The sequence below is a fragment of the Lachnospiraceae bacterium oral taxon 500 genome, from assembly GCA_002999035.1.
Lineage (GTDB): Bacteria > Bacillota > Clostridia > Lachnospirales > Vallitaleaceae > W11650.
Map to the genome: position 1 here is coordinate 1422909 of CP027241.1, position 19693 is coordinate 1442601.

The window sequence follows — 19693 nt, forward strand, 5'->3', positions numbered from 1 at the left end:
GATGCCGGCGATTGATTTTACCCAGATGCTAAGGCGCAATAAGCTTTATGCCGGCGCGAATGGGAATAAGATTTCGGTTATTTATAATGATGAGCAGTATATGCTGAAATTTCCGGCGACAGCCAAACAAAACAAGAATTTGAGTTACAGCAATGGTTGTTTTTCCGAATATTTGGGCTGCCATATTTATGAAGTGATAGGGATTCCTGTGCAAAAAACAGTATTGGGAACTTTTACGGTAAAAGGAAAAGAAAAAATAGTTGTGGCCTGCCGTGATTTTACGAGGCCGGGGGTAATACTGCAAGATTTTGCTTCCTTAAAAAATCAAATGATTGATTCGGAAAAAAATGGATATGGCACGGAACTTGCGGATATTTTGCTTACCTTTGATGAGCAGACAGCGTTAGATAGAACAGAGTTGAAAGAGCGATTTTGGAATATGTTTATTGTTGATGCGCTGATTGGGAATTGGGATAGGCATAACGGAAACTGGGGATTTCTTTATGATACCGTAACAGATAAAATGAAATTTGCTCCGGTATATGACTGCGGCAGCAGCCTTTTTCCGCAGGCGGATGAGAAAATTATGGAAATAGTACTGCAAAATGTGCAAGAATTAAATTATAGGATTTTTGAGATTCCAACTTCGGCGATTTTGCTTGAGGGCAAAAAAATTAAATATTTTGATTTTATATCATCTTTGCAAAATATGGAATGTAATCAGGCACTGGTGCGGATAGTTCCGCAGATTAATATGGAGCGGATTAAAAAAATAATAGAGGAAACGCCTTTTCTCAACGATTTGCAAAAAAACTTTTATTTTACGGTATTGCAGGAAAGAAAAAAAAGAATTCTTGATTTTTCGCTGGAATTGCTGAAAGGAAAAACCGTTGGTTTGGGTTGAAATTGGGAACGGGAGGTATTGATATGGAAAAACTTATATTGATTTTGCTGATGTTGACATTGATAATACCTGATGCAACCGCAAAGGTGGAGGAAGAAAGAAAAAAATACGACTTAACTTTTGATGAAATAGAAAAAGGAGAACTTTCTGCCGGCGACGGGGAAAAAACAATTGATATTGGTGAGCCGGAGATTAAAGGAAAGGAAGAAACAAGCACGAAAAAAAGAAAGAATGAAAAGTATAGTTTAGCGGTCAAAGAAATATTAGAAAATGAACAATATAAAGAGAACGGACAGGAATATGAAATTGTAGTTTATGCTCAATTTGATAAGAGAGTTCAGGATTTAATTCCGGTCATACAAGAGCAATTGCCGGACCGAATGGTAAGCTTGCAGGCCAGAACCTTTGACAGCTGTTGCTTAAAAACGGATATCGAAGCCATGGAAAGGCTGTGCCAGCTGCCGGAAGTAAGAAAGATATGCCTTTTGTCTGAAGTAAAAGGCGAAACGGATTTTATGGTAGAGGGAGAATAAGCAAATTCCCTTTCACCCTGCCTTACCCGTCCTTACCCGCCGCTTGGCGCTGAAAAATCAGTTGCTTTTTTTAACAAAATAAGCTATGATAAAAGATAGCAAAAAGGAACAGCCGGAAGGAAAAATACCCATGTTTCCTGAGAAAAGCATAGGATAGCTTATAATCAGAAAGCTTAGAACTTTTAAGCGGCGGTTAAGGGAAACCGGGAAAATAAGCAGGAAGCAAAGATTAGTAATGGAGGACAATATGTCAAAAAAGGTGGAAACAATTGGCGTTTTAACCAGCGGCGGCGATGCGCCCGGTATGAACGCGGCAATTCGGTCGGTAGTAAGAACCGCTTTGAGCAACGGCAAAAGAGTGTTTGGCGTCAGAAAGGGCTATAACGGCTTGATTTCCGGCGATATTTTTGAAATGGATGCTCGCAGCGTTTCCAATATCATTCACAGCGGCGGTACGGTGCTGTATACTGCCCGTTGTAAGGAGTTTTATACTGATGCCGGTCCGCGCAAGGCAGCCGATATGTGCCGGGTATTCGGTATTGACGGCCTGGTGGTAATCGGCGGTGACGGTTCCTTTAAAGGAGCGGAAAGACTGTCGGAGTTGGGCATTAACACGATTGGCATCCCGGGTACGATTGACCTGGATATTGCCTGCACTGATTATACGATTGGCTTTGATACAGCGGTTAATACGGCGATGGATGCGATTGACAAGATTCGCGATACCTCGACTTCGCACGAGCGCTGCTCGATTGTGGAGGTTATGGGCCGGCATGCCGGATATATTGCACTGTGGTGCGGGATTATTAATGGTGCAGAGCAGATTTTGCTGCCGGAAATGGAAAATGTGACCGAAGAAGAAATGATTCGCGGCATTTTAAATAACCGGGAAAAAGGCAAGAAGCACAATTTAATCATTGTGGCTGAGGGCGTTGGCGGCTCGGCCGAGCTGGCTAAGAGAATTGAAGCGATTACCGGGATTGAAACTAGGGCGTCAATTTTGGGACATCTGCAAAGAGGCGGTGTGCCGACGGCGACTGACCGCTTTCACGCGGCGATGATGGGCGCTTATGCGGTTGACCTTCTCCTGGCGGGCAAGTCCAATCGGGTCGTGGCTTACCGGGACGGAAAATACTGCGACTTTGATATTACCGAAGCGTTGAAAATGAAGAAAAGTTTGAATGATTTTCAAATTCGGGTCAGCGGTATGTTGGAAAGTAAGTAAACAGTTGAGGAGAGTTTTATGAAATGTCCGAATTGCAACACAGTGCTCGATAATGAGGCCTTGGTTTGCTTTGCCTGCGGTCAGGAAATTCCGGAAGAGCTCCGGCGTCAAGGCCGGGGTGACCAGGACCGGGAGTTTGATGAAGCGATTCAAAGTCTGCTCCCGGATGAAGAGGCCGAGGCAGAAAAAGAGTTTCAGCAGAAATTAAAGCGCAAAAAAAAGGAAGCCCAAAAAAGAGAAGGGCTGCGCCGCCAGTACCGCTATGTTTCTTTGGCGGCACTGGGAGTTTTGGGCCTTTTTTTCCTGAGCCTGTTTTTAAAATGGTATTCAATCAGCGGCACGGCGGCGTTTCGCGGTTATTTTTATACGGCTAAAACCGGCCGGTATTTAACAGAAAGCGTGCGGCTTTATTCGCGGGACGAGTTGACTGACCGGACCGATAAAGTGGCGGCTTTTACGCCGAATCAGCTTTTAACCTATGTTCAGGAATACGAAGCGGGTACGGAGATTCAAGGGCTGCTGAGTCATTTGCAGATTTATTATGCCAAGGGCCTGATTCTGCTTTATTTTCTAATCGCAGCCTGTGCGGCGGTGTTGTTGCTTGATAAAAACGGCCGTTGGTCGGAACTGATTCGAACTTCTTCTATTTTAGCGGTTATTTTTATACTGCTCAATACATTGGCGATCAAGCTGCCCTATATCAATCTGCTGGTGCTCAATGCCAAGCGGGTGCTGAGTGCAGGCGGGATTTCCAGCCGGATTGCGGCGAAAGGGCTGCTTTTACTGGGAGGATCCCACTCTTTGGCGGAGGGGGCGGAGCAGACTACCCTGACTTATCAGGCCGGGCTGGAAGCCGGTTGGATGTTGGCGGCGGTATTGGCGGCACTGTGGTTTGTGCTGGGGACGGTCCTAAATGAGATGAACCGGGCAATGAACGACACAGCCGATACTGAGGCTTAAAAAAGACCGGAAGATTTGCTTTTCAGGCAGCGACGTCGTTTTTTCGGAAAGCGGCACCATGAATTGACGTAAATAAGCAAGCATATCAAACGGGAACATTCGCATGCCTGAACGGCAACAAAAAATATGGAGAATGAAAGGAGCAGGCAATGTATATCAAAACAGTGATTAAACCGGCGGCGGAGTTGGAACTGATTCGGATTGATGATACCGTCGGCAGCGCACTTAAGATTATTGATGAAAAGGATTTGCTGTCCCTGCCGGTGATTTCCGGCAAAAAGTTTATCGGTATGCTGTCTAAGCGCTATGTATACCAGACCTTTTTTGAGATGGATGAGCCGAAGGAGGTCTTTTTGCAGCGGCCGGTCAGTGATTTTATGCGGACGAAGATACCGAGCCTGGGCGATACCAACATGGTTGAGGATGCCATTGGCTTTTTCATTCGGTCGCCCTATCCTTTTATTCCGGTGGTTGATGAAAATGAGGACTTTGTGGGAATTATTACCCGCAAGGCGGTAATGGAGCGGTATGAGCAGATTTTTAAAAGCGAATATCCCCGCTTTTTCATTTATTCCTATGATTATAAGGGCAAATTGGGCAAGATTGTGGATATTATCAACCGCTACGGCGGCAACATCAAAAACTTAGCTTTGATGGATACCGGTGTTTTGGGTCTGAAGGAGATTTTTTTAAGCGTGGAAAGCGACCAGCTGGATAAGATTATCGAAAGTCTGAAGTCGCATCATTTTGATGTCAAGATGTAATAAGGAATGATTTTGGGAAAAAATGATGAAAGAAGTATTGAGTAAATTAAAGCCGACGCAGATTTTAATGCTCGGCTTTGCCTTGCTGATCGGGCTGGGGACGCTGCTTTTGGCTTTGCCGGCGGCCAGCCGGAGCGGACAAAGCGCGGGGCTGGTTAACGCCCTGTTTACGGCAACCAGTGCGGTTTGCGTGACGGGTTTAGTGGTAGTTAATACTTTAGCGCAATGGTCAGTATTTGGCAAAATTGTGATTATCAGTTTGATTCAAGTCGGCGGTCTGGGTTTTATGACTTTGACCGCTGTCTTATTTATTATCATTGGCCGAAAAATTGGCCTCAGGCAAAGGCTTTTGATTCAGGAATCGCTGAATCAATCTACGATTGCCGGGTTGGTGCGGCTGACTAAAAATATTTTTTGGGGGACACTGATTGTTGAGGGAACCGGAGCGGCAGCGCTTTCGTTTTGCTTTGTTCCGATGTATGGGCTGAAAAAAGGAATTGCCTACGGTATCTTTCACGCGGTCAGTGCTTTTTGTAATGCCGGTTTTGATTTAATCGGCGAGAACAGTCTGTCGCCGCTGGTGGGGCATTGGGGTGTTAATTTGGTGTTGATGCTGCTGATTGTAGCGGGCAGCATTGGCTTTGGAGTGTGGTTTGACGTGATTGGGGCCGGGCGCAAGGTTTTTCGCCAAAAACGGAGTAATCACAGCTGGTTTTGGCATATGCAGCTGCATACTAAGTTAGCGCTGATCATTACCGCCGGGCTTTTATTTAGCGGCTGGCTGCTGATTTTTCTGCTGGAAGCAGGCAATCCCAAAACTTTGGGCAGTATGCCTTTCGCTGATGGGGCGCTGGCGGCGATGTTTCAGTCGGTGACGCTGCGGACGGCCGGCTTTTTTACGGTTGATTTTGCTGACATGCGGCAGGGCAGCCAGTTTATTTCGGTTCTGCTGATGATTATCGGCGGTTCGCCCGGAGGAACAGCCGGCGGCATCAAAACGGTAACGGTTGGGATTTTGATTTTGCAGATGCTGGCGACAGTGAAAGGCCGGCAGGAGTTGGAGGTATTTGACCGCCATATTGCGGATGATATCGTCAAGCGGGCGCTGGCGGTGATTATCATTGCTTTAGGAGTGGTGGCCGGCGTAACGCTGCTGCTGACCGTAACCGAGCAGGCGGAGTTTATGCGGATTGTGTTTGAAGCGGTATCGGCTTTTGCCACAGTGGGGCTGAGTTTGGGACTTAGCCCGAATTTGTCGCTGGCCGGTAAGCTGATTATTTGTGTGACTATGTTTATCGGCCGCTTAGGACCGGTCACGATTGCTTTTGCGTTGGCGGATAAGGCCGGTAAAAGCAGTAAGGTAAAAAAACCGGAAGGGAAGCTGATGGTAGGCTAATGGGCGTGGAGTTTTCTGCGCAGCGGCCATACTTGCTGCCGGCGGTGGAGAGCAGGCAGGAAAAAGCCGGGAAAATGCAAATTGGCCGCAGCAGGAACATCGGCTCTATGGTTTGCTGCCCCGAAAGAGGGATGGCCGCAGCTGACAGGCATGGCGGCAGCGTGTATCGGCAGGAAAGGATAGAAATGAGTAAGAAAAGTAAATTTAGCGGTGAAAAAAAGGAATTCGTAGTCTTCGGCCTGGGGCGCTTCGGTCGAAGTGTGGCTTATTCGCTGGCGGCGGACGGCTATGACGTGATGGCGGTCGACAGCAATCCCGATTTGGTGCAGGACGCTTGTGAGGTGGTGGCGCACGCCGTGGTGGCGGATGTGACCGATATGGAGGCACTGGAAGAATTGGGACTGGGCAATTTTGACGTGGCGATTATAGCCATGTCCAATAATTTGCAGGCCAGTATTTTAGCGACTATTGTCGCCAAGGAAAAGGGTGTGCCGTATATTCTGGCTAATGCCAAAGACGCTGTGCATGAAAAGGTACTGCTCAAAGTGGGTGCGGATAAGGTAATTTTTCCGGAAAAGGAAATCGGCGAAAAGGTGGCGAATAATTTAACGAACAAGACCTTTATGGATTTTATCGAATTAAGCCCGGATTTTAGCATCGCCGAGGTGGAAGTGCTGGATGAGTGGATTGGCGATACTTTGCGCAAGCTGAACTTGCGGGGAAAGTATAAGTTAAATGTCATCGGTAAAAAAGCGAACGGAGAAACGTCCATCGTCCTTGATCCGGACGCACCGCTGGAGCGGGGTGAGGTGCTGATTATGATTGGCTCTTATGATTCCTTTAAAGAAATCGGGCATTAGAGTTTTTTCTGCGAGAAATTCGCCTTTGGCGTGCGTCTGGTTAAGCGGCAGAGCATATCAGCGGAAAGCTTGGCGGTTAACCGACAGGAAAATTGAGTGCGGGCGGGAAATGGTACCGGACAGGCAATTTATCCGGTTAGCGTGGGCGCAAGGAATAGTTTCGCAGAGGGAAAACGGATAGAATGGGGAAGTTATGAAAGAAATCACATCGGCGGACAATCCGCAATATAAACTTTTTGTTAAATTATTATCAGGAAGAAAATATCGGCAAAGAGAAGGCTCTTATTTGGCGGAGGGGCTAAACGGACTGGATATTCCGGCGGAACAGGTCAAGGCCTATTTGCTGCCGCTGAGCCGAAAAGAGGAAGCCCATAGGTGGCAGCTGCCGGAAAACAAGGTTATTTTACTGGCGGATTCCTTATTTGCCAAACTGTCGGCTGATCCGGCCAGTCAGGGCTTGATTTTGTGGCTGCCCGTCAAGGCGGCGCTGTGGCAGCCGGAATGGCAGCCGGAAGCGGGCGGTCTTTATCTGGCGGTCGAAGCGATTCAAGACCCCGGTAATTTGGGGACAATGATTCGCAGCGCCGAAGCGGCCGGAGTACGGGCGCTTTTTTGCTCGGCCGGAACGGTTGATCTTTATCATCCCAAGACGATCAAAGCAGCCGCTTCTTCGCTCAGTCGCCTGCCAGTCATAGTGGAGACGGATTTACCGGAATTACTGGCAGTGATGAATAAATGCGGAATTCCCGGCTTTGCCGCCGCACCGCTGAACGCCATGCTGTATACCGAGGCCGATTACAGCGGCGGCGCGCTGTTTTTCATCGGCAATGAGGGCCAAGGCTTAAGTTCCTCTGTTTTAGAGGCGGCTAAGCGCGTCGCTATTCCGATGAGCGGCGGGGTGGAATCGCTGAATGCGGCCGTTTCGGCCGCGGTTTTGCTGTTTGAAGCCAAACGTCAGCGGGGATAATTTTTCTTGAAACCGGCACCTGATTTAGCGCTTAAGCTGGCCGGTTTCATTTTTTTAGGTCAGAAAACAGTGCGTCAAGTTCAGTTTACCGCTGAATCTTGCGCGTCCCTTTCTGCTTTGGGCATAGCGGCAGTTTTCGTTATTCGGCGAATAGAGAAATTTTATTTGCCAGTACCTTTAAATCCTCGGCGGAAACGGTGTTCAGGGCGTTAAAGCTTTGGCTTTCGGCTTTGGCTAAATATTCTTTGGCCAGCGGGATATCCTTTTCGCTAAGGGCAATAACCGCCATATAATAAAGCGAGTCCATTAAGCCCGGTTTTAGCTCCAAGGCTTTGGTGAAGTTTTGTTTGGCTTTTTCGGTGTCGCCTTGGCGGAAATAAATTTGTCCCAGATTATCATAGGCGGCGGCATATTGGGGCTCCTTTAACAGGGCAACCTCGGAAAAATAGCGGGCGGCGGCCAGTTCATCGCAAAGCAGTGCCAAAAAGCCCATAGTAACAAAGTCCTGTTCGGTGAAAGTGGTATTCTTTTCCAAGCCTGCTTCCAGTTCGTTTAAATCATAGCCGGGGAGTTTATCCTTATCAGGAAAATAATAAAGCTCCAAATAGTCGGCATAGGCTTTTTCCGGCTGCCCCAGCTTCCACTGGCAAATCGCCAGATTGGCCTTGAGCGTGCGGGTGTAAAAAACATTGCGGTTGGAGGCCAGCGCCGCTTCAAAGATTTCCCGCGCGTTTTGCGCATCGCCCCGGCGCAGCAAAATCAAGCCATAAGCGGCCAGCAGCTGTGAGCTTTTGCAGCCCAGCTTATAGGCAGCCCGGTAAAAGGGCAAAGCCTTGTCCTCGCGGTGAAAAAAGGCATGCAGAACCAAGCCCGGAAAGCCGACGATATTGCCCAAAAACAAAATGGCGGTAATGCCGACATACAGGGAAATTAGAATCAAATAAAGCGACTGCTGCGTTCCCTTTAAATGAATAATAAAAATATAGTAAATGATAAACACATAAGCTAAACTGATAAAAAACCATTTCTTTTTAATTGCTTCCATAAACTCTCCTTTTGCTGAAATTTATCAAGACAGGCGCGGCGGCAAGCGACGCGCTGGTATGGCTTGCCGGAACTGTAATCCTTATTGTACTAATTTTTGGGGGTGATGTCAATATCCGGCGGCTTAGGGGTTGCGGTAAGAAATGAAGAAGTAAACTTTAACTAAAACTAAGAAAAAAGGAAAAAAAGATGTGCGTGAAGAAAGTGAACAATAAAATTGATAGTGTACAGGCAATGCGCGGTATCGCCGCTTTATCAGTGGTGGTATTTCATATTGGTTTATTCCATTTTGGGCAATATGGGGTAGATTTGTTTTTTTGTATTTCTGGTTTTATTATGATTTATATATCAGAAAAAGGTATGAATCAGTTTTTTTTAAAACGAGCGGTTAGGATTGTGCCTTTGTATTGGCTGATGACTTTGGTATATGTTCCGTTGCGGCTGCTGGTTCCTCACGGCGAGGTGGATTTGACGGATGTTTCGCAAGTGTTTCAGTCGCTGTTTTTTATCCCCTATGAAAGCTTTGGTTATAGGGCGCAGAATATGGTTGTTTTTCCACTGGTTGTTCAGGGCTGGACACTGAATTATGAAGTTTTCTTCTATATCATTTTTGGGATTGCAGCTAAAATTTCACATAAATATAGGGCGATGGTTGCAAGTGCTGTTATTTTTGCTTTGGTAGCTGCCAGTAAGATTTCAGAGTCTAATATGTTTCTGTTAAATTGGAGTGGAAATCCTATAATGCTGGAGTTTTGTTTAGGGATGTTATCCTATTATCTTTTGTTTCGAGTGGAAGGTTTGAAAAAAATGACAGATGAAAAATCAATAGCACATAAAGTATTGGTTTTTATAGCGATTTCAATTTGGGTGCTGGTTTTGATGCTTGATACTTTCAGTGTAAATATAGGACGTTTTTCCAGTGCTGGGATTCTTTCTTTTCTGTTCTTTTTGCTGTTTTTTAAAGCTTTTGAAAAAAAGCGTCCGCCGAGAGCGTTAATTTTTATAGGCAATATTAGTTATTCGGTGTACCTTGTTCATGGGTTGTTGATATCGCTGCAAAATAAAATTTATTCCGTAGCCGAGTATTCACAACAGGGCGTTATAATTGTTTTATTTATTCTGTTTCCGGTCATTATTGCGGCTTCTTATATAAGCTGGATTGTCGTTGAGGAGTGGTTTACGAATTATTTATATAAAAAATTTGGTATTTAAGAACGTAACTGGGGATTTACGGAAAGACATAATTCCCCAAAACTCAAAAAGGGCTGCTGCACTTTAAGGCCATTATACAAGATATTGAAAAGATTTATCTATCAGCATAATATCTTGATATAAGTCCTTATTATGCAGCAGCCCTTTTTAAATGCGCTTAGCTCTCCGGTGAAAGCACCGCCTATTTTAGCACGCTTTGATTTCAAACAAAATCGACGAAAAATCTCCGCCTAAGTGCTGCAAGACTCGGCGATCAATCAGGAGCCCTGCGTTCATCAGTTCGTCGCCGAAATGCTCTCTATCATAGTATGGGGCGAGCACCCGGTATTTTTGAGCGGGACAAAGTCCGGCCAGGCGCAGGCGGAAGCCGCGCTGATAGACCTCGCCTAAAGTCTGATAATAGCCGGCGTAAGCGGTTTTTTGATCCGGTGCCACGCTGATCCATGCCGTATGTCCGCCTCCGGCGAAGGGCGAAAGCAGACGGTAAAAAGTGCCGTACTGGAAAACAGGGCGGGCTTCTTTATAAAAGGCAATTTGCTTTTTCACTTCGTTAAAGTCCGCTTCGGAAATCTCATTTAAATCCAGTTCATAACCAAACGCTCCGTAATAGGCGACATTGGCTCTGGTAGACAGCGGTACGCTCCGGCCGGTTTGATGGTTCGGCACTGCCGAAACATGAGCGCCCATGCTGCTGACCGGATAAAACAGACTGGTGCCGTATTGGATCCGGCAGCGGTCAATAGCATCGGTGTTGTCGCTGCACCAGGCTTGCGGAGCAAAGGCCAAAATCCCGGCATCAAAGCGGGCGCCGCCGCTGGCACAGGATTCAAACAGGATATCCGGGTATTTTTCGGTCAGGCGCCGGTACAGGTCATAAACGCCCAAAATATAGCGGTGCATGACCTTGCCCTGATCGGCCGCCGGGGTATGATTGGAGTAGCACTCGGTGATATAGCGGTTCATATCCCATTTAATGTAAGCGATATTGGCGTTGCCGATGATGTCGTCGAGCATGGCAAAAACAGCATTAACCACTTCCGCCCGGGAAAAATCCAAGACAAACTGATGCCGGGACGGGCTGGCCGGGCGCTCCGGGTCAACCATCAGCCAGTCCGGGTGCGCGGCGCACAGCCGGCTGTTTTTATTGACCATTTCCGGCTCAATCCACAGACCGAAAGATAAGCCCATAGCGTTTATTTTTTCGGATAAGCCTTTGATTCCGTCGGGGAGCTTCTCGGTATTGACAAACCAGTCGCCTAAACCTTGTTTGTCGTCATTGCGTGTGCCGAACCAGCCGTCATCTAAGACGAAAAGTTCGACACCGGCTGCTTTGGCTTTGGCGGCAATTTTTAAGATTTTAGCCTCGTCAAAGTTCATTTCGGTAGCTTCCCAGTTATTGAGCAGAATCGGCCGGGGTCGATTTCGCCAACAGCTGCGGGTTAAATGATTTTGAAACAAAGCATGAAAGCTTTGGCTTAAAGCGTTCATTCCCTGCGCCGAGTAGACCAGCACGGCTTCCGGTGTGGTAAAACTCTCGCCGGTGTTCAGCTGCCAGTCAAAGTTTTCCGGGTGGATGCCCAGCAGTACCCGGCTTTCCTCATAGGAAGAAACCTCTGCCTGTCCCAGAAAAGAGCCGCTGTAAATCAGGGCAAAGCCAATGGCTTCCCCGGCAAACTCAGTCGTATGACTTCTTTTTAACAAAAAGGCCGGATTATGTTCGGCACTGCTGGCGCCCCGCAGACTGGCAATTGACTGCGTGCCGATAGCCAAATCTCTTTGCCGCAGCTGGCGCTCCCGTCCCCATGCTCCGGTTAAATGCAGCATCTGCCAGTCCATATCCGGCAGATCCAGACAGAGGCTCATGGCAATAGGCAGAGAAACGGGTGTTTGTCCAACTTGGGTAAAGGTGGTGTGGCGGGCAATGACCGGCAGGTGCCGAAAGAGCGTATAGCTTAGCATCATCCGGGTTTGCGTGACCGCGTCAAACAGCGTGATTTCAAGGCTGTCGGCGTCCTCCGTTTCCGCGTAAGTGGAGGGAAGCGGCAGAATCTCTTTTTTTCCGGAGAAAATCTGATGGCTTTCGTAGACGAAACCGGAGATCAGGCTGCCTTTTTCCTGCCGGATGCGGTAGGCCGGATAGCGGAAATCGCCGGTGCCGTAAGCAGGATATTCCTGCCGGGTAAATTGCAGGGTCAGGAGCGAAGTTGGGGCTGTTCCGGCATCCAGGTGCTGCCCGAAGCGTTCCCGCAGATAGGTAAAGGACTGGCGGTCGCGGATGGCCGAGCCATAGTAAAGATTGGCCAGCTGGCCATTGTCCATTACTTCTATAATATAGCTGATTTGGTCGTTAAATAAGTGAAACTGGCGGCTGCTTTCATGAAATAAAATCATGGAAAACTCCTTTCGGATGAGTTGTCGGCGGATGATATGGAATTTTATGCTGCGATTGTGCAGACATATTGTTATTATACGTTGTCGGTTTTGAAAATACAACTGCTTTTCACGGATAGAAAGCAATATTTTAGCAACAGTTTAGGCAAGCGGATTTTTACCTGTGTTGCCGGAACGGTTACATATTTTTATTTAAAAAGATATTGTACTTAAGCGCATTTTGTCATATAATTAACATGGTTCTTATAGGTGCTCTAATATCTTATTTAGCGGCAAGGTGTTTGTCGATAAAACAGCCGTGCCGCGACCGGACAGGGGATACAATTACAGAAATAGGAATCACCGTAGCAGCGTCGGAGACGGCGGCACAGGCCAGCAGATGAAAGGGGAAAAGCGGAATGAAAAAAGGGAAAAGCGGTTCCATCGGGTTAAAGCTAAGCATAATAGTTGCGGCGGTATTAATGGGTATTTTGGGCATCAAAACCGGATATGACGCAGTCAATTTATATAACATGGAAATGAAATTCAATGAAAAGGTCGAACTGGAAAAAACCAGAAAGCTGGCCCGAGAAGCAGAAGCCATTTTTACCAGTATGTATCAGAGCATGAACGATGTCAGGGCTTTGGCAGAAGAGTATTTAAACCTGCCGGTGCAGGACAGAAAACGAGATCTGGTGATAAGTTGTCTGGCTGAAATTACCAGAAAAAACACGGAAATTGACGGTTTGGGAGTGGCTTTTGAAAAAGACAGGTTTGACGGCCGGGACGACATCGACGGCCGGTTTACGGTTTACGCTGAGCTGTTTAACGGCGAAATCGAGTTGGCTGATCCCGACCCGACCGGAGAAGAATGGTATGATCGGCCGCTGCAAGAGAAAAAGATGCTGGTATTACCGCTATATGAAGATGAAGGGGAACTGCTGGCCACGTTAGCGCTGCCGATTATGCACGGGGGAGAAGCGGTCGGCGTGGTTAACGCCGATATCAATTTGAAAAACTTTCAGCACAGAATTGAAGCGATTGAGGGCAATTCTGCCGACAGCATCAAGCTGATTATTACAAATGACGGCACAATTGTCGCCAATTCCATAGATGCCGACCAAAATATGCAGGCTCTGTCCGGGGTTCAGGAAGATATTCGTCAGATTCTGAATTCGCAAGAAGTTATTGCGGAAAAAGTTTCGACGGCAACAGGAATTTACTCCAAGATTATTGCCGTCCCGATTCATATTCCGGGTGTAGCCGACAGTTGGATGTATCAATCGGTCAACACCATGAGCAGCTTTACCCGAAATGCCAAAAACAGCCTGTGGATGGCAACCACTGTCAATCTGGGCGTGATTGTGTTGATGATTGCTTTGATATACTTTTTATAGTATAAACATATCACAAATTTCCAATTATCATTTTGAATATTCTTAAATGCTCGTAAAGCCTTGTTATGTAGGTTTTCGGGCATTTTTTCTTTAGGAAGATACTTCACGTTTCTTTGTGTAATTTGTTATGAATTGATTGTTAAAAGTGGTAAAAGGGTAGTAAATTCATTTCTTTTAAAGGACTAAACATCTTGCTTGTTGTTCTTTTTCCAAGCGTTTCATTTCCTCCATAGCCGAATTACAGGTCGCATGTGCATAATAGTTCAGTGTCATGGTTATGTTTGCGTGTCCCATAATATATTGCAGGGCTTTGGGATTCATACCGGCATTGGCACAGTTGGTGCAGAATGTATGCCTAAGTGTATGCGGTGTGATATGTGGCAATTTTTCCTCATGGCATTTGTTGTACTTTTTAATGAGGTTTCTTAGTATGCTGTTAAAATCACATGCCGTTTTAGGATAGCCATTTCTGTTGAGAAAAAGAAAGTTGCTATATCCATCAATCTCAACACATTCGTTTTGGTTTTGCACTGCCAATACTCTTTTCAATGCCTGACATGTAACTTCAACCATTGGTACTTGCCGCTCACTGCTTTTGGTTTTAGGTGTTTCAATGTAATACCCAAGCTCAGTGTTTCTTAGTAGCTGATGATTAACCAAGATAAGATGATTTTCAAAATCCAAATCTGTAACAGTCATACCGCATAGCTCTGAAATACGAAGTCCGGTTTTTAACAGTATCAGAATTTCGTCATAATTCTTGTGATAGACCGTATCAGACTTTGCGAAATCAAGCAGTCTTGCTTCCTGTTCCAGTGTCAATATCGTTTTAGGAACGGTATCATCATCAATAACGGTATTAAGCTGAAAATCAAATGGATTCTTTCTTACATAATCATCCTGTATCGCAATGTAAAAGGAAGCTCGCAGTGACCGCTTATAGTTATTGATGGTGGAATAGGCAAATCCGTTTTCACTCATTCTAATAGCCCATTCCTTAGCGTCAGACGGTTTAATGCTGTCTATGCTTCTTGCGCCCAGCTTATCGTTCTTCAAAATTTCCATCAGATATTTACGTCCGGTCTTTGTGTTTGCTTTTACATTAGGACGCTGAGCATTTTGCTTGGCGTAAAGCTGGCAAAGTGTCATCTTCTTGCCGATAACATCAATCCCATCTTGAACATCTTTTTGTATCTCTGCAATTTTTTCACGCAGTGCGATACAATCCCGCTTGCCTGCCGGTACTCTGTCCGTAGATACCAGCTTCCATGAGTAGATAAACCGTGTTTCTCCGAATGAATCTATATATTTGTATAAGTATCTTCCGTCTTTTCTCTGGCTCTCTCCAGTCCTCAAAATCCGACCTTTACGGTCACGTCTTTTTTCTGACATGGTATCTGCTCCTTTCCTGTATGGAAAGAGCCTTGATACGACTTGATACGATTATACCATATCTATTCAAGACCCTTATACCCTATATGACATCTAATGTATCTATCACTTTTTCAAATTGCTTTCGCTTGATCTGAATCCTGTTCCCGTTCATAATCAGCCAGCCTGCATTCTTGTTTTCTTCTGCTAAACGACGCAGCTTATTTTCACCGATACGGAAATATTTAGCAGCTTCTTCAATCGTCAGCGTGTAGCGTTCCCAGATAGGAACATAAGCCTGATTCATGTCATCAATCCTCCTTTCAAATTTTTGGCTTTACAAGCAGTCAGACAGCCTTGGCAAGGCTCACGGGAATCTCACCCCTGCATGGTTCTCATGCAGCCGTACTCATTGCCTGCGACGGCTCACACAGGTTCTCTGTGCTTCAACGCTCGGACTGTGACTGTACGGGAGTATCATTATGTCGATAAAAAAGTCATGGCAATCATCTTGCTGATGATGACTTATGGAGTTCCGGTATCAATCGCTCACTGTCATTTCTGACAGGTCATGGCGTACCAGTCCATCAGCTCGTTTCTTATCGCAACGTATCTGACCGCTTTATTCAGTTTTCAAAGAACATAGGGGCTTATTCGCCTGCAAAAACACATATGGGAATATATGCTTTTGCAGAATAACAAGCCTCTCCAATCGGGAAGCGTGGAAACGTCATCACGCTTCCACGAAAAGAGAGCGTGTGTCACTTGATTTCAAATGACAGAATCTTTGTAATCAGCCTTGTTTCCATTCGTCCACGCAAAACCTCATCAACAACCATGCTTTGGTTTCCGTATTCGTCTTTCATCAGACGCAGGGAGCGTTTTGTCATATATCCCCGATAGTGCCGGATAATCTGATTGATTGCTTCTGAATTGCCGTCAGCAGCTTTGACAATGAGAGGAAAGGGAACAAGAGGATAATTCTTCTTCATTCTTCAAATTCCTCCATAAACTTCTTCATCATGGCAAGTCCGCCGGTTCTGTGCCGGTAAACAGTGGAACGGTTTACTTTCAACATGTCTGCAATCTCCGAATCGCTCATATTCATAAAATAGAACAGAAGCAGAATCTCACGCTTGTTGCTCGGCAAGTTCCGCAGTGCTTCGCTTAGCAGGTCATTTTCAATGCTGATGGATATGCCGTTCAGCATAAAAATCTGAAAGTCCGTTACATAGCTGTCTGTTGTGGCAAACTGACTGACAAGATAATCGCCGATTTCCGAAAAGGACACTTCATGTTTTGCCAGTCTGGAAAGCTGTTTGAAATAGTCCTTTCGTTCATCTTCCATAGCCTGCTTGCAGATGTAGTCAAACTGGTTTTCTATCGTTGTCTGAAAAGATGACGGTTTCATGTTCTCACCCCCTTTCTCTGGATTGAAAGGAAGTGAGCCTTGCTCCTTTACCTCCTTTCACTCTTAGTCCCGACGTGAAAGGGGGATTTGTTGCATTACCAGTCAAAAAAATTTCGGATAAATAAAAAACACACAAACAGACCGTTCTCTGTTTATGTGTCCATGCAGTGTTGCTTATATTATTTGTGGAAGTGAAAAACCACGGAGGATTCTTTTGTATAGATAACTGTGTTTTATGTTTGTAAGCAAATGCCGTATAAAATCGGCTTGTAGTATATATTTTTCATGATAATTCTCCTAATAAAAATAGCCGATAACATAAGATTTTATATCTTACATCATCGGCTCTGCGTCTTTGCGTCCGGCTCTTTAATGATTGTGGTTTTAAACTCTTTTATACTAACTAAAGTTTCTAATTTACACTTAGGACAGTAAAGAGGAAAATTCCTTAATTCGGTATCTTTTCGTAGTTTTATCCTCGTTTTACTTTTACATATAGGACATAACAACCATTCTGTTAGCAACATCGTCATCACTCACCATTACATATAGAATTATCAGATACAATTTCTCTAAATTCTGATAATAGTTTAATATACTCTTTTGGCTTGAAAGTATGAATAACATGATTAGCGGAAACTTTTTTATATATTATTTGCGGAGCCAAGGAAATAGCATGATGAGCGTCATCATCATCAAATGCTCCTATAAGTCCGTAATTTTCGTAGCGTTTCCAATCGGCTTGAATAAGCAGTACGGGGCATTTGGTTTTTTCAAAAGCTTCTGCATGGTCAATACCATCATAAAACCTGCCATCTACAAAGGCTCTGGCAAAATCCGGGTCAAACATAGACAATGATTTAATTAGCAAACGTAAGCTATCTGGGAAGCCAATTTCAACCGGACTATCAGGGTATTTATCCTGAAACTTCTTTATCTTTCGTGATAACCAACTAACAAACCAATTTGGAATTCTTTTGATTCTCTTATCAGAAGCTGGTACTTCCATATTTTGAAAATAATTTGCTAAATCTCTATCTGGTATATTTCCGATTTGATTAACAAGGTGCTTTAGCCCGTTATATACGAATTTATCTTGTTCTTTAAATCGTGGCATTTCAGCAGAAAAAATGGGTGCGTCCTCAAGAATAATTCCGGAAATATATTCAGGAATATTAGCAGCACACCAAAGAGCGATAATGCCACCTGATGAATTTCCGCTAATAATAACTTTTTGTTTTATTACATTTTCTATAAATATTTTTATGTCCTCACCAATAATTTTCCATGAATAATGCCCCGGTGTCCAAGAAGACTTTCCATGACCTCTCACATCTATGGCATATACTTGGAAAATTTTTGATAGTGGCAAAAGTACTTTCTTATAACTTTCCCACATACCCATTTGAGCAGGAATCAATAATAAACTCGGTCCATTTTTAGGACCAACCACATAGTTCAGCTTAACGCTCCCTGTATCATAAGTTTTTTCTGAAAAACCAGCATTTACCAGTTTTCGATTATTTAGTTTTCCAGACAATTTTTCGTATGGATTTTTATAGTTCATTCAACATTCCTCCTAACTATAATTCTTGAATGTTTTACTCGATAACAATTCCGTAAATCATTAAATCAAGATATTCTTTAACATCTTTTTTAAATTCATGAAAATTATCAAATAACTCCATTGGCTTGTCTTGATACAAATGTAGATATTTCATTACAATTGCATCAATATACAAACTTAAACTCTCTATAATTTTTTGAGTATCTATGTCTTGTCTTAGTTTCAATTTTTTAACAGCACTTAAAATAATCTTACTTGATTTTTCTTTTGATTTTTTATGATATATGCTTAAAATATTTCTAATATCTTTACTAACTTCTTTGTGTGTTTCCTTTGAAACCATATTTAAAAATTTTGTTTCATTTGGATATTTTGTGATTAAATTATATTTCATATCCATCATATAAAAAATTATTTCATAAAAATTATCATAAGTTCCTTCGTATTCTAAATCTTGTGTCAATAGGTCGACTGTATGTTTAAACAGGTATAAGTAAAAATTCTTTTTATTGCCAAAATAATAAAATAATAAACCTTTAGAAATACCAGCTTCATGAGTGATTAAATCAGTCCGTGCTTCTACAAAGGAAAACTTTGAGAAAATTTCAATTCCCTTGGTTATTATTTGCTCCTTTTTTTCATCTGAAATTTTTTCAAAATTCTTAGTAACCATTAGACACCTCACTAAATTGACCAATCAGTCAGTACTCTTGATTAGAGTATATCATATTTTGACTGATTGGTCAATTTCGGATGGTAAAGAGTGAAATGGTAATATTTTCTTTGATTAGATTACTTCACAATCTTCCAATTCCCATCATTCTTTTCAAGTGTCAGACTGAACTGTGATACCTGCGTTGCTTTGGTCTGTGGGTCAAGATATTTAACCGATAAAGACACTGTAACCTGATTTTCTTTACGATTATAAATCGGATTGACCAGCTCCTGAAAAACATACTCTTTTCCAACCGGTTTTAGGATTCCATCTGTCACATAGTAGGACAGTTCCTTTTGCGTGGCAGTCGGGTAGAGCTTGAAGAAGGTGGTTAAAAAGTCATTGATTTCATTTGCAGTAACAGAATCCACCGTGCCGTCATTTTCTATTATCTTAGGCTGATAGGAAGACTTTGACGGTATGCTTGTAATGGTCGGATTCTTAATGATGACCATGTTTCCGGCACTGTCCACATAGACACTGACAGAATAAGCAGACTGCACGTTTTTCTTGCTTTCTCCCTCTGTAATAAGCTGTTCTACACTGTAGGTCATATCAAAGGTGTGATTCCCAGTATTTTTGACGCTCCATATCTGAAAGTTTTGAAGCGAGGAGGACACCGGTATATCCTTTCGTACCGTGTCGTTATTAAGAGCTTGAAGCTCCTCTGTCAGATAGTTTTTCAGTGCTTTGGTTCGGTTGTCAATCGAGGTGCTGTTTTGCTCCCATGTGTAATAGACTTTCGAAAATTTCTCTACAAAATTTTCTATATTATGCGTATCCATATATTCTTTTTCGATGACCTTCGTTTCATGAATGGTATGGGTATCTATTGCCGTAAAATGCTTAAATACCGCAAAGCTGAAGCTGACTGCTAAGAGTATCCACAGGGCAATCACTATCTTTCTTCGAGGATTTATCTTATGAATACGGGGTTTCTTCTCTTTTGGAAGCTGTTTTTTATTGTTGTTATGATTGATGAATTTCATATTTTATT

At 44.0% G+C, this 19693-nt stretch carries 20 protein-coding genes; 10 read left to right on the forward strand and 10 right to left on the reverse strand.

The features are described 5' to 3' along the window. Position 1: 1 nt before the first annotated feature. The 8 genes from C3V36_06480 (at position 2) to C3V36_06515 (ending at position 7609) form a co-directional block, all read left to right on the forward strand. On the forward strand, positions 2-904 hold the full coding sequence (locus C3V36_06480; protein ID AVM68912.1) for a protein kinase: 903 nt from the start codon (positions 2-4) through the stop codon (positions 902-904). A gap of 23 nt (positions 905-927) precedes the next feature. Continuing rightward, positions 928-1437: a hypothetical protein gene (locus C3V36_06485; protein ID AVM68913.1), complete on the forward strand. Its 510-nt coding sequence runs from the start codon at positions 928-930 to the stop codon at positions 1435-1437. Positions 1438-1684: 247 nt separating this feature from the next. Continuing rightward, positions 1685-2662, forward strand: coding sequence for a 6-phosphofructokinase (gene pfkA, locus C3V36_06490; GenBank protein ID AVM70466.1), 978 nt, complete (start codon positions 1685-1687; stop codon positions 2660-2662). An 18-nt stretch (positions 2663-2680) separates the two neighbouring features. After that, positions 2681-3622, forward strand: coding sequence for a hypothetical protein (locus C3V36_06495; protein ID AVM68914.1), 942 nt, complete (start codon positions 2681-2683; stop codon positions 3620-3622). A gap of 149 nt (positions 3623-3771) precedes the next feature. Continuing rightward, positions 3772-4386: a hypothetical protein gene (locus C3V36_06500; protein AVM68915.1), complete on the forward strand. Its 615-nt coding sequence runs from the start codon at positions 3772-3774 to the stop codon at positions 4384-4386. A 25-nt stretch (positions 4387-4411) separates the two neighbouring features. After that, on the forward strand, positions 4412-5782 hold the full coding sequence (locus C3V36_06505; GenBank protein AVM68916.1) for a Trk family potassium uptake protein: 1371 nt from the start codon (positions 4412-4414) through the stop codon (positions 5780-5782). A 185-nt stretch (positions 5783-5967) separates the two neighbouring features. After that, the gene (locus C3V36_06510; GenBank protein ID AVM70467.1) at positions 5968-6642 is read left to right on the forward strand and encodes a potassium transporter Trk; all 675 of its coding nucleotides are present in this window, start codon (positions 5968-5970) and stop codon (positions 6640-6642) included. 193 nt (positions 6643-6835) lie between these two features. After that, positions 6836-7609: a 23S rRNA (guanosine(2251)-2'-O)-methyltransferase RlmB gene (locus C3V36_06515; GenBank protein ID AVM68917.1), complete on the forward strand. Its 774-nt coding sequence runs from the start codon at positions 6836-6838 to the stop codon at positions 7607-7609. A 139-nt stretch (positions 7610-7748) separates the two neighbouring features. Here the strand turns inward: C3V36_06515 and C3V36_06520 are convergent, their stop codons facing one another. Continuing rightward, positions 7749-8654 (reverse strand): hypothetical protein, encoded by a 906-nt coding sequence (locus C3V36_06520; protein AVM68918.1) that lies wholly within the window; start codon positions 8652-8654, stop codon positions 7749-7751. Between the two features lie 188 nt (positions 8655-8842). On the opposite strand from C3V36_06520, the gene C3V36_06525 reads away from it, so the two are divergent. Further along, positions 8843-9865 (forward strand): hypothetical protein, encoded by a 1023-nt coding sequence (locus C3V36_06525; GenBank protein AVM68919.1) that lies wholly within the window; start codon positions 8843-8845, stop codon positions 9863-9865. Between the two features lie 186 nt (positions 9866-10051). Here C3V36_06525 and C3V36_06530 read toward each other — a convergent pair whose 3' ends face one another. Continuing rightward, the gene (locus C3V36_06530) at positions 10052-12256 is read right to left on the reverse strand and encodes an alpha-galactosidase (protein ID AVM68920.1); all 2205 of its coding nucleotides are present in this window, start codon (positions 12254-12256) and stop codon (positions 10052-10054) included. Between the two features lie 398 nt (positions 12257-12654). Between C3V36_06530 and C3V36_06535 the strand changes: the two genes are divergently transcribed. Continuing rightward, positions 12655-13632, forward strand: coding sequence for a hypothetical protein (locus tag C3V36_06535; GenBank protein AVM68921.1), 978 nt, complete (start codon positions 12655-12657; stop codon positions 13630-13632). Positions 13633-13806: 174 nt separating this feature from the next. Here C3V36_06535 and C3V36_06540 read toward each other — a convergent pair whose 3' ends face one another. From C3V36_06540 to C3V36_06575, 8 genes are all read right to left on the reverse strand, one after another. Then, a complete protein-coding gene (locus C3V36_06540) occupies positions 13807-15024 on the reverse strand; it encodes a site-specific integrase (protein ID AVM68922.1) in 1218 nt (405 codons plus the stop codon). A gap of 82 nt (positions 15025-15106) precedes the next feature. Beyond that, entirely contained in the window at positions 15107-15310 is a 204-nt protein-coding gene (locus tag C3V36_06545) for a helix-turn-helix domain-containing protein (GenBank protein AVM68923.1), read from the reverse strand. A gap of 454 nt (positions 15311-15764) precedes the next feature. Next, positions 15765-15995, reverse strand: a complete 231-nt coding sequence (locus C3V36_06550; GenBank protein AVM68924.1) for a helix-turn-helix domain-containing protein — start codon at positions 15993-15995, stop codon at positions 15765-15767. Continuing rightward, positions 15992-16414, reverse strand: coding sequence for a sigma-70 family RNA polymerase sigma factor (locus C3V36_06555; protein ID AVM68925.1), 423 nt, complete (start codon positions 16412-16414; stop codon positions 15992-15994). The genes C3V36_06550 and C3V36_06555 overlap by 4 nt, the downstream gene beginning before the upstream one ends. Before the next feature lie 338 nt (positions 16415-16752). Next, on the reverse strand, positions 16753-16941 hold the full coding sequence (locus tag C3V36_06560; protein AVM70468.1) for a conjugal transfer protein: 189 nt from the start codon (positions 16939-16941) through the stop codon (positions 16753-16755). A gap of 5 nt (positions 16942-16946) precedes the next feature. Then, the gene (locus tag C3V36_06565; GenBank protein AVM68926.1) at positions 16947-17981 is read right to left on the reverse strand and encodes an alpha/beta hydrolase; all 1035 of its coding nucleotides are present in this window, start codon (positions 17979-17981) and stop codon (positions 16947-16949) included. A 34-nt stretch (positions 17982-18015) separates the two neighbouring features. Then, the gene (locus C3V36_06570; protein ID AVM68927.1) at positions 18016-18654 is read right to left on the reverse strand and encodes a TetR/AcrR family transcriptional regulator; all 639 of its coding nucleotides are present in this window, start codon (positions 18652-18654) and stop codon (positions 18016-18018) included. 119 nt (positions 18655-18773) lie between these two features. Next, on the reverse strand, positions 18774-19685 hold the full coding sequence (locus C3V36_06575; protein AVM68928.1) for a conjugal transfer protein: 912 nt from the start codon (positions 19683-19685) through the stop codon (positions 18774-18776). Between the last annotated feature and the right edge of the window lie 8 nt (positions 19686-19693).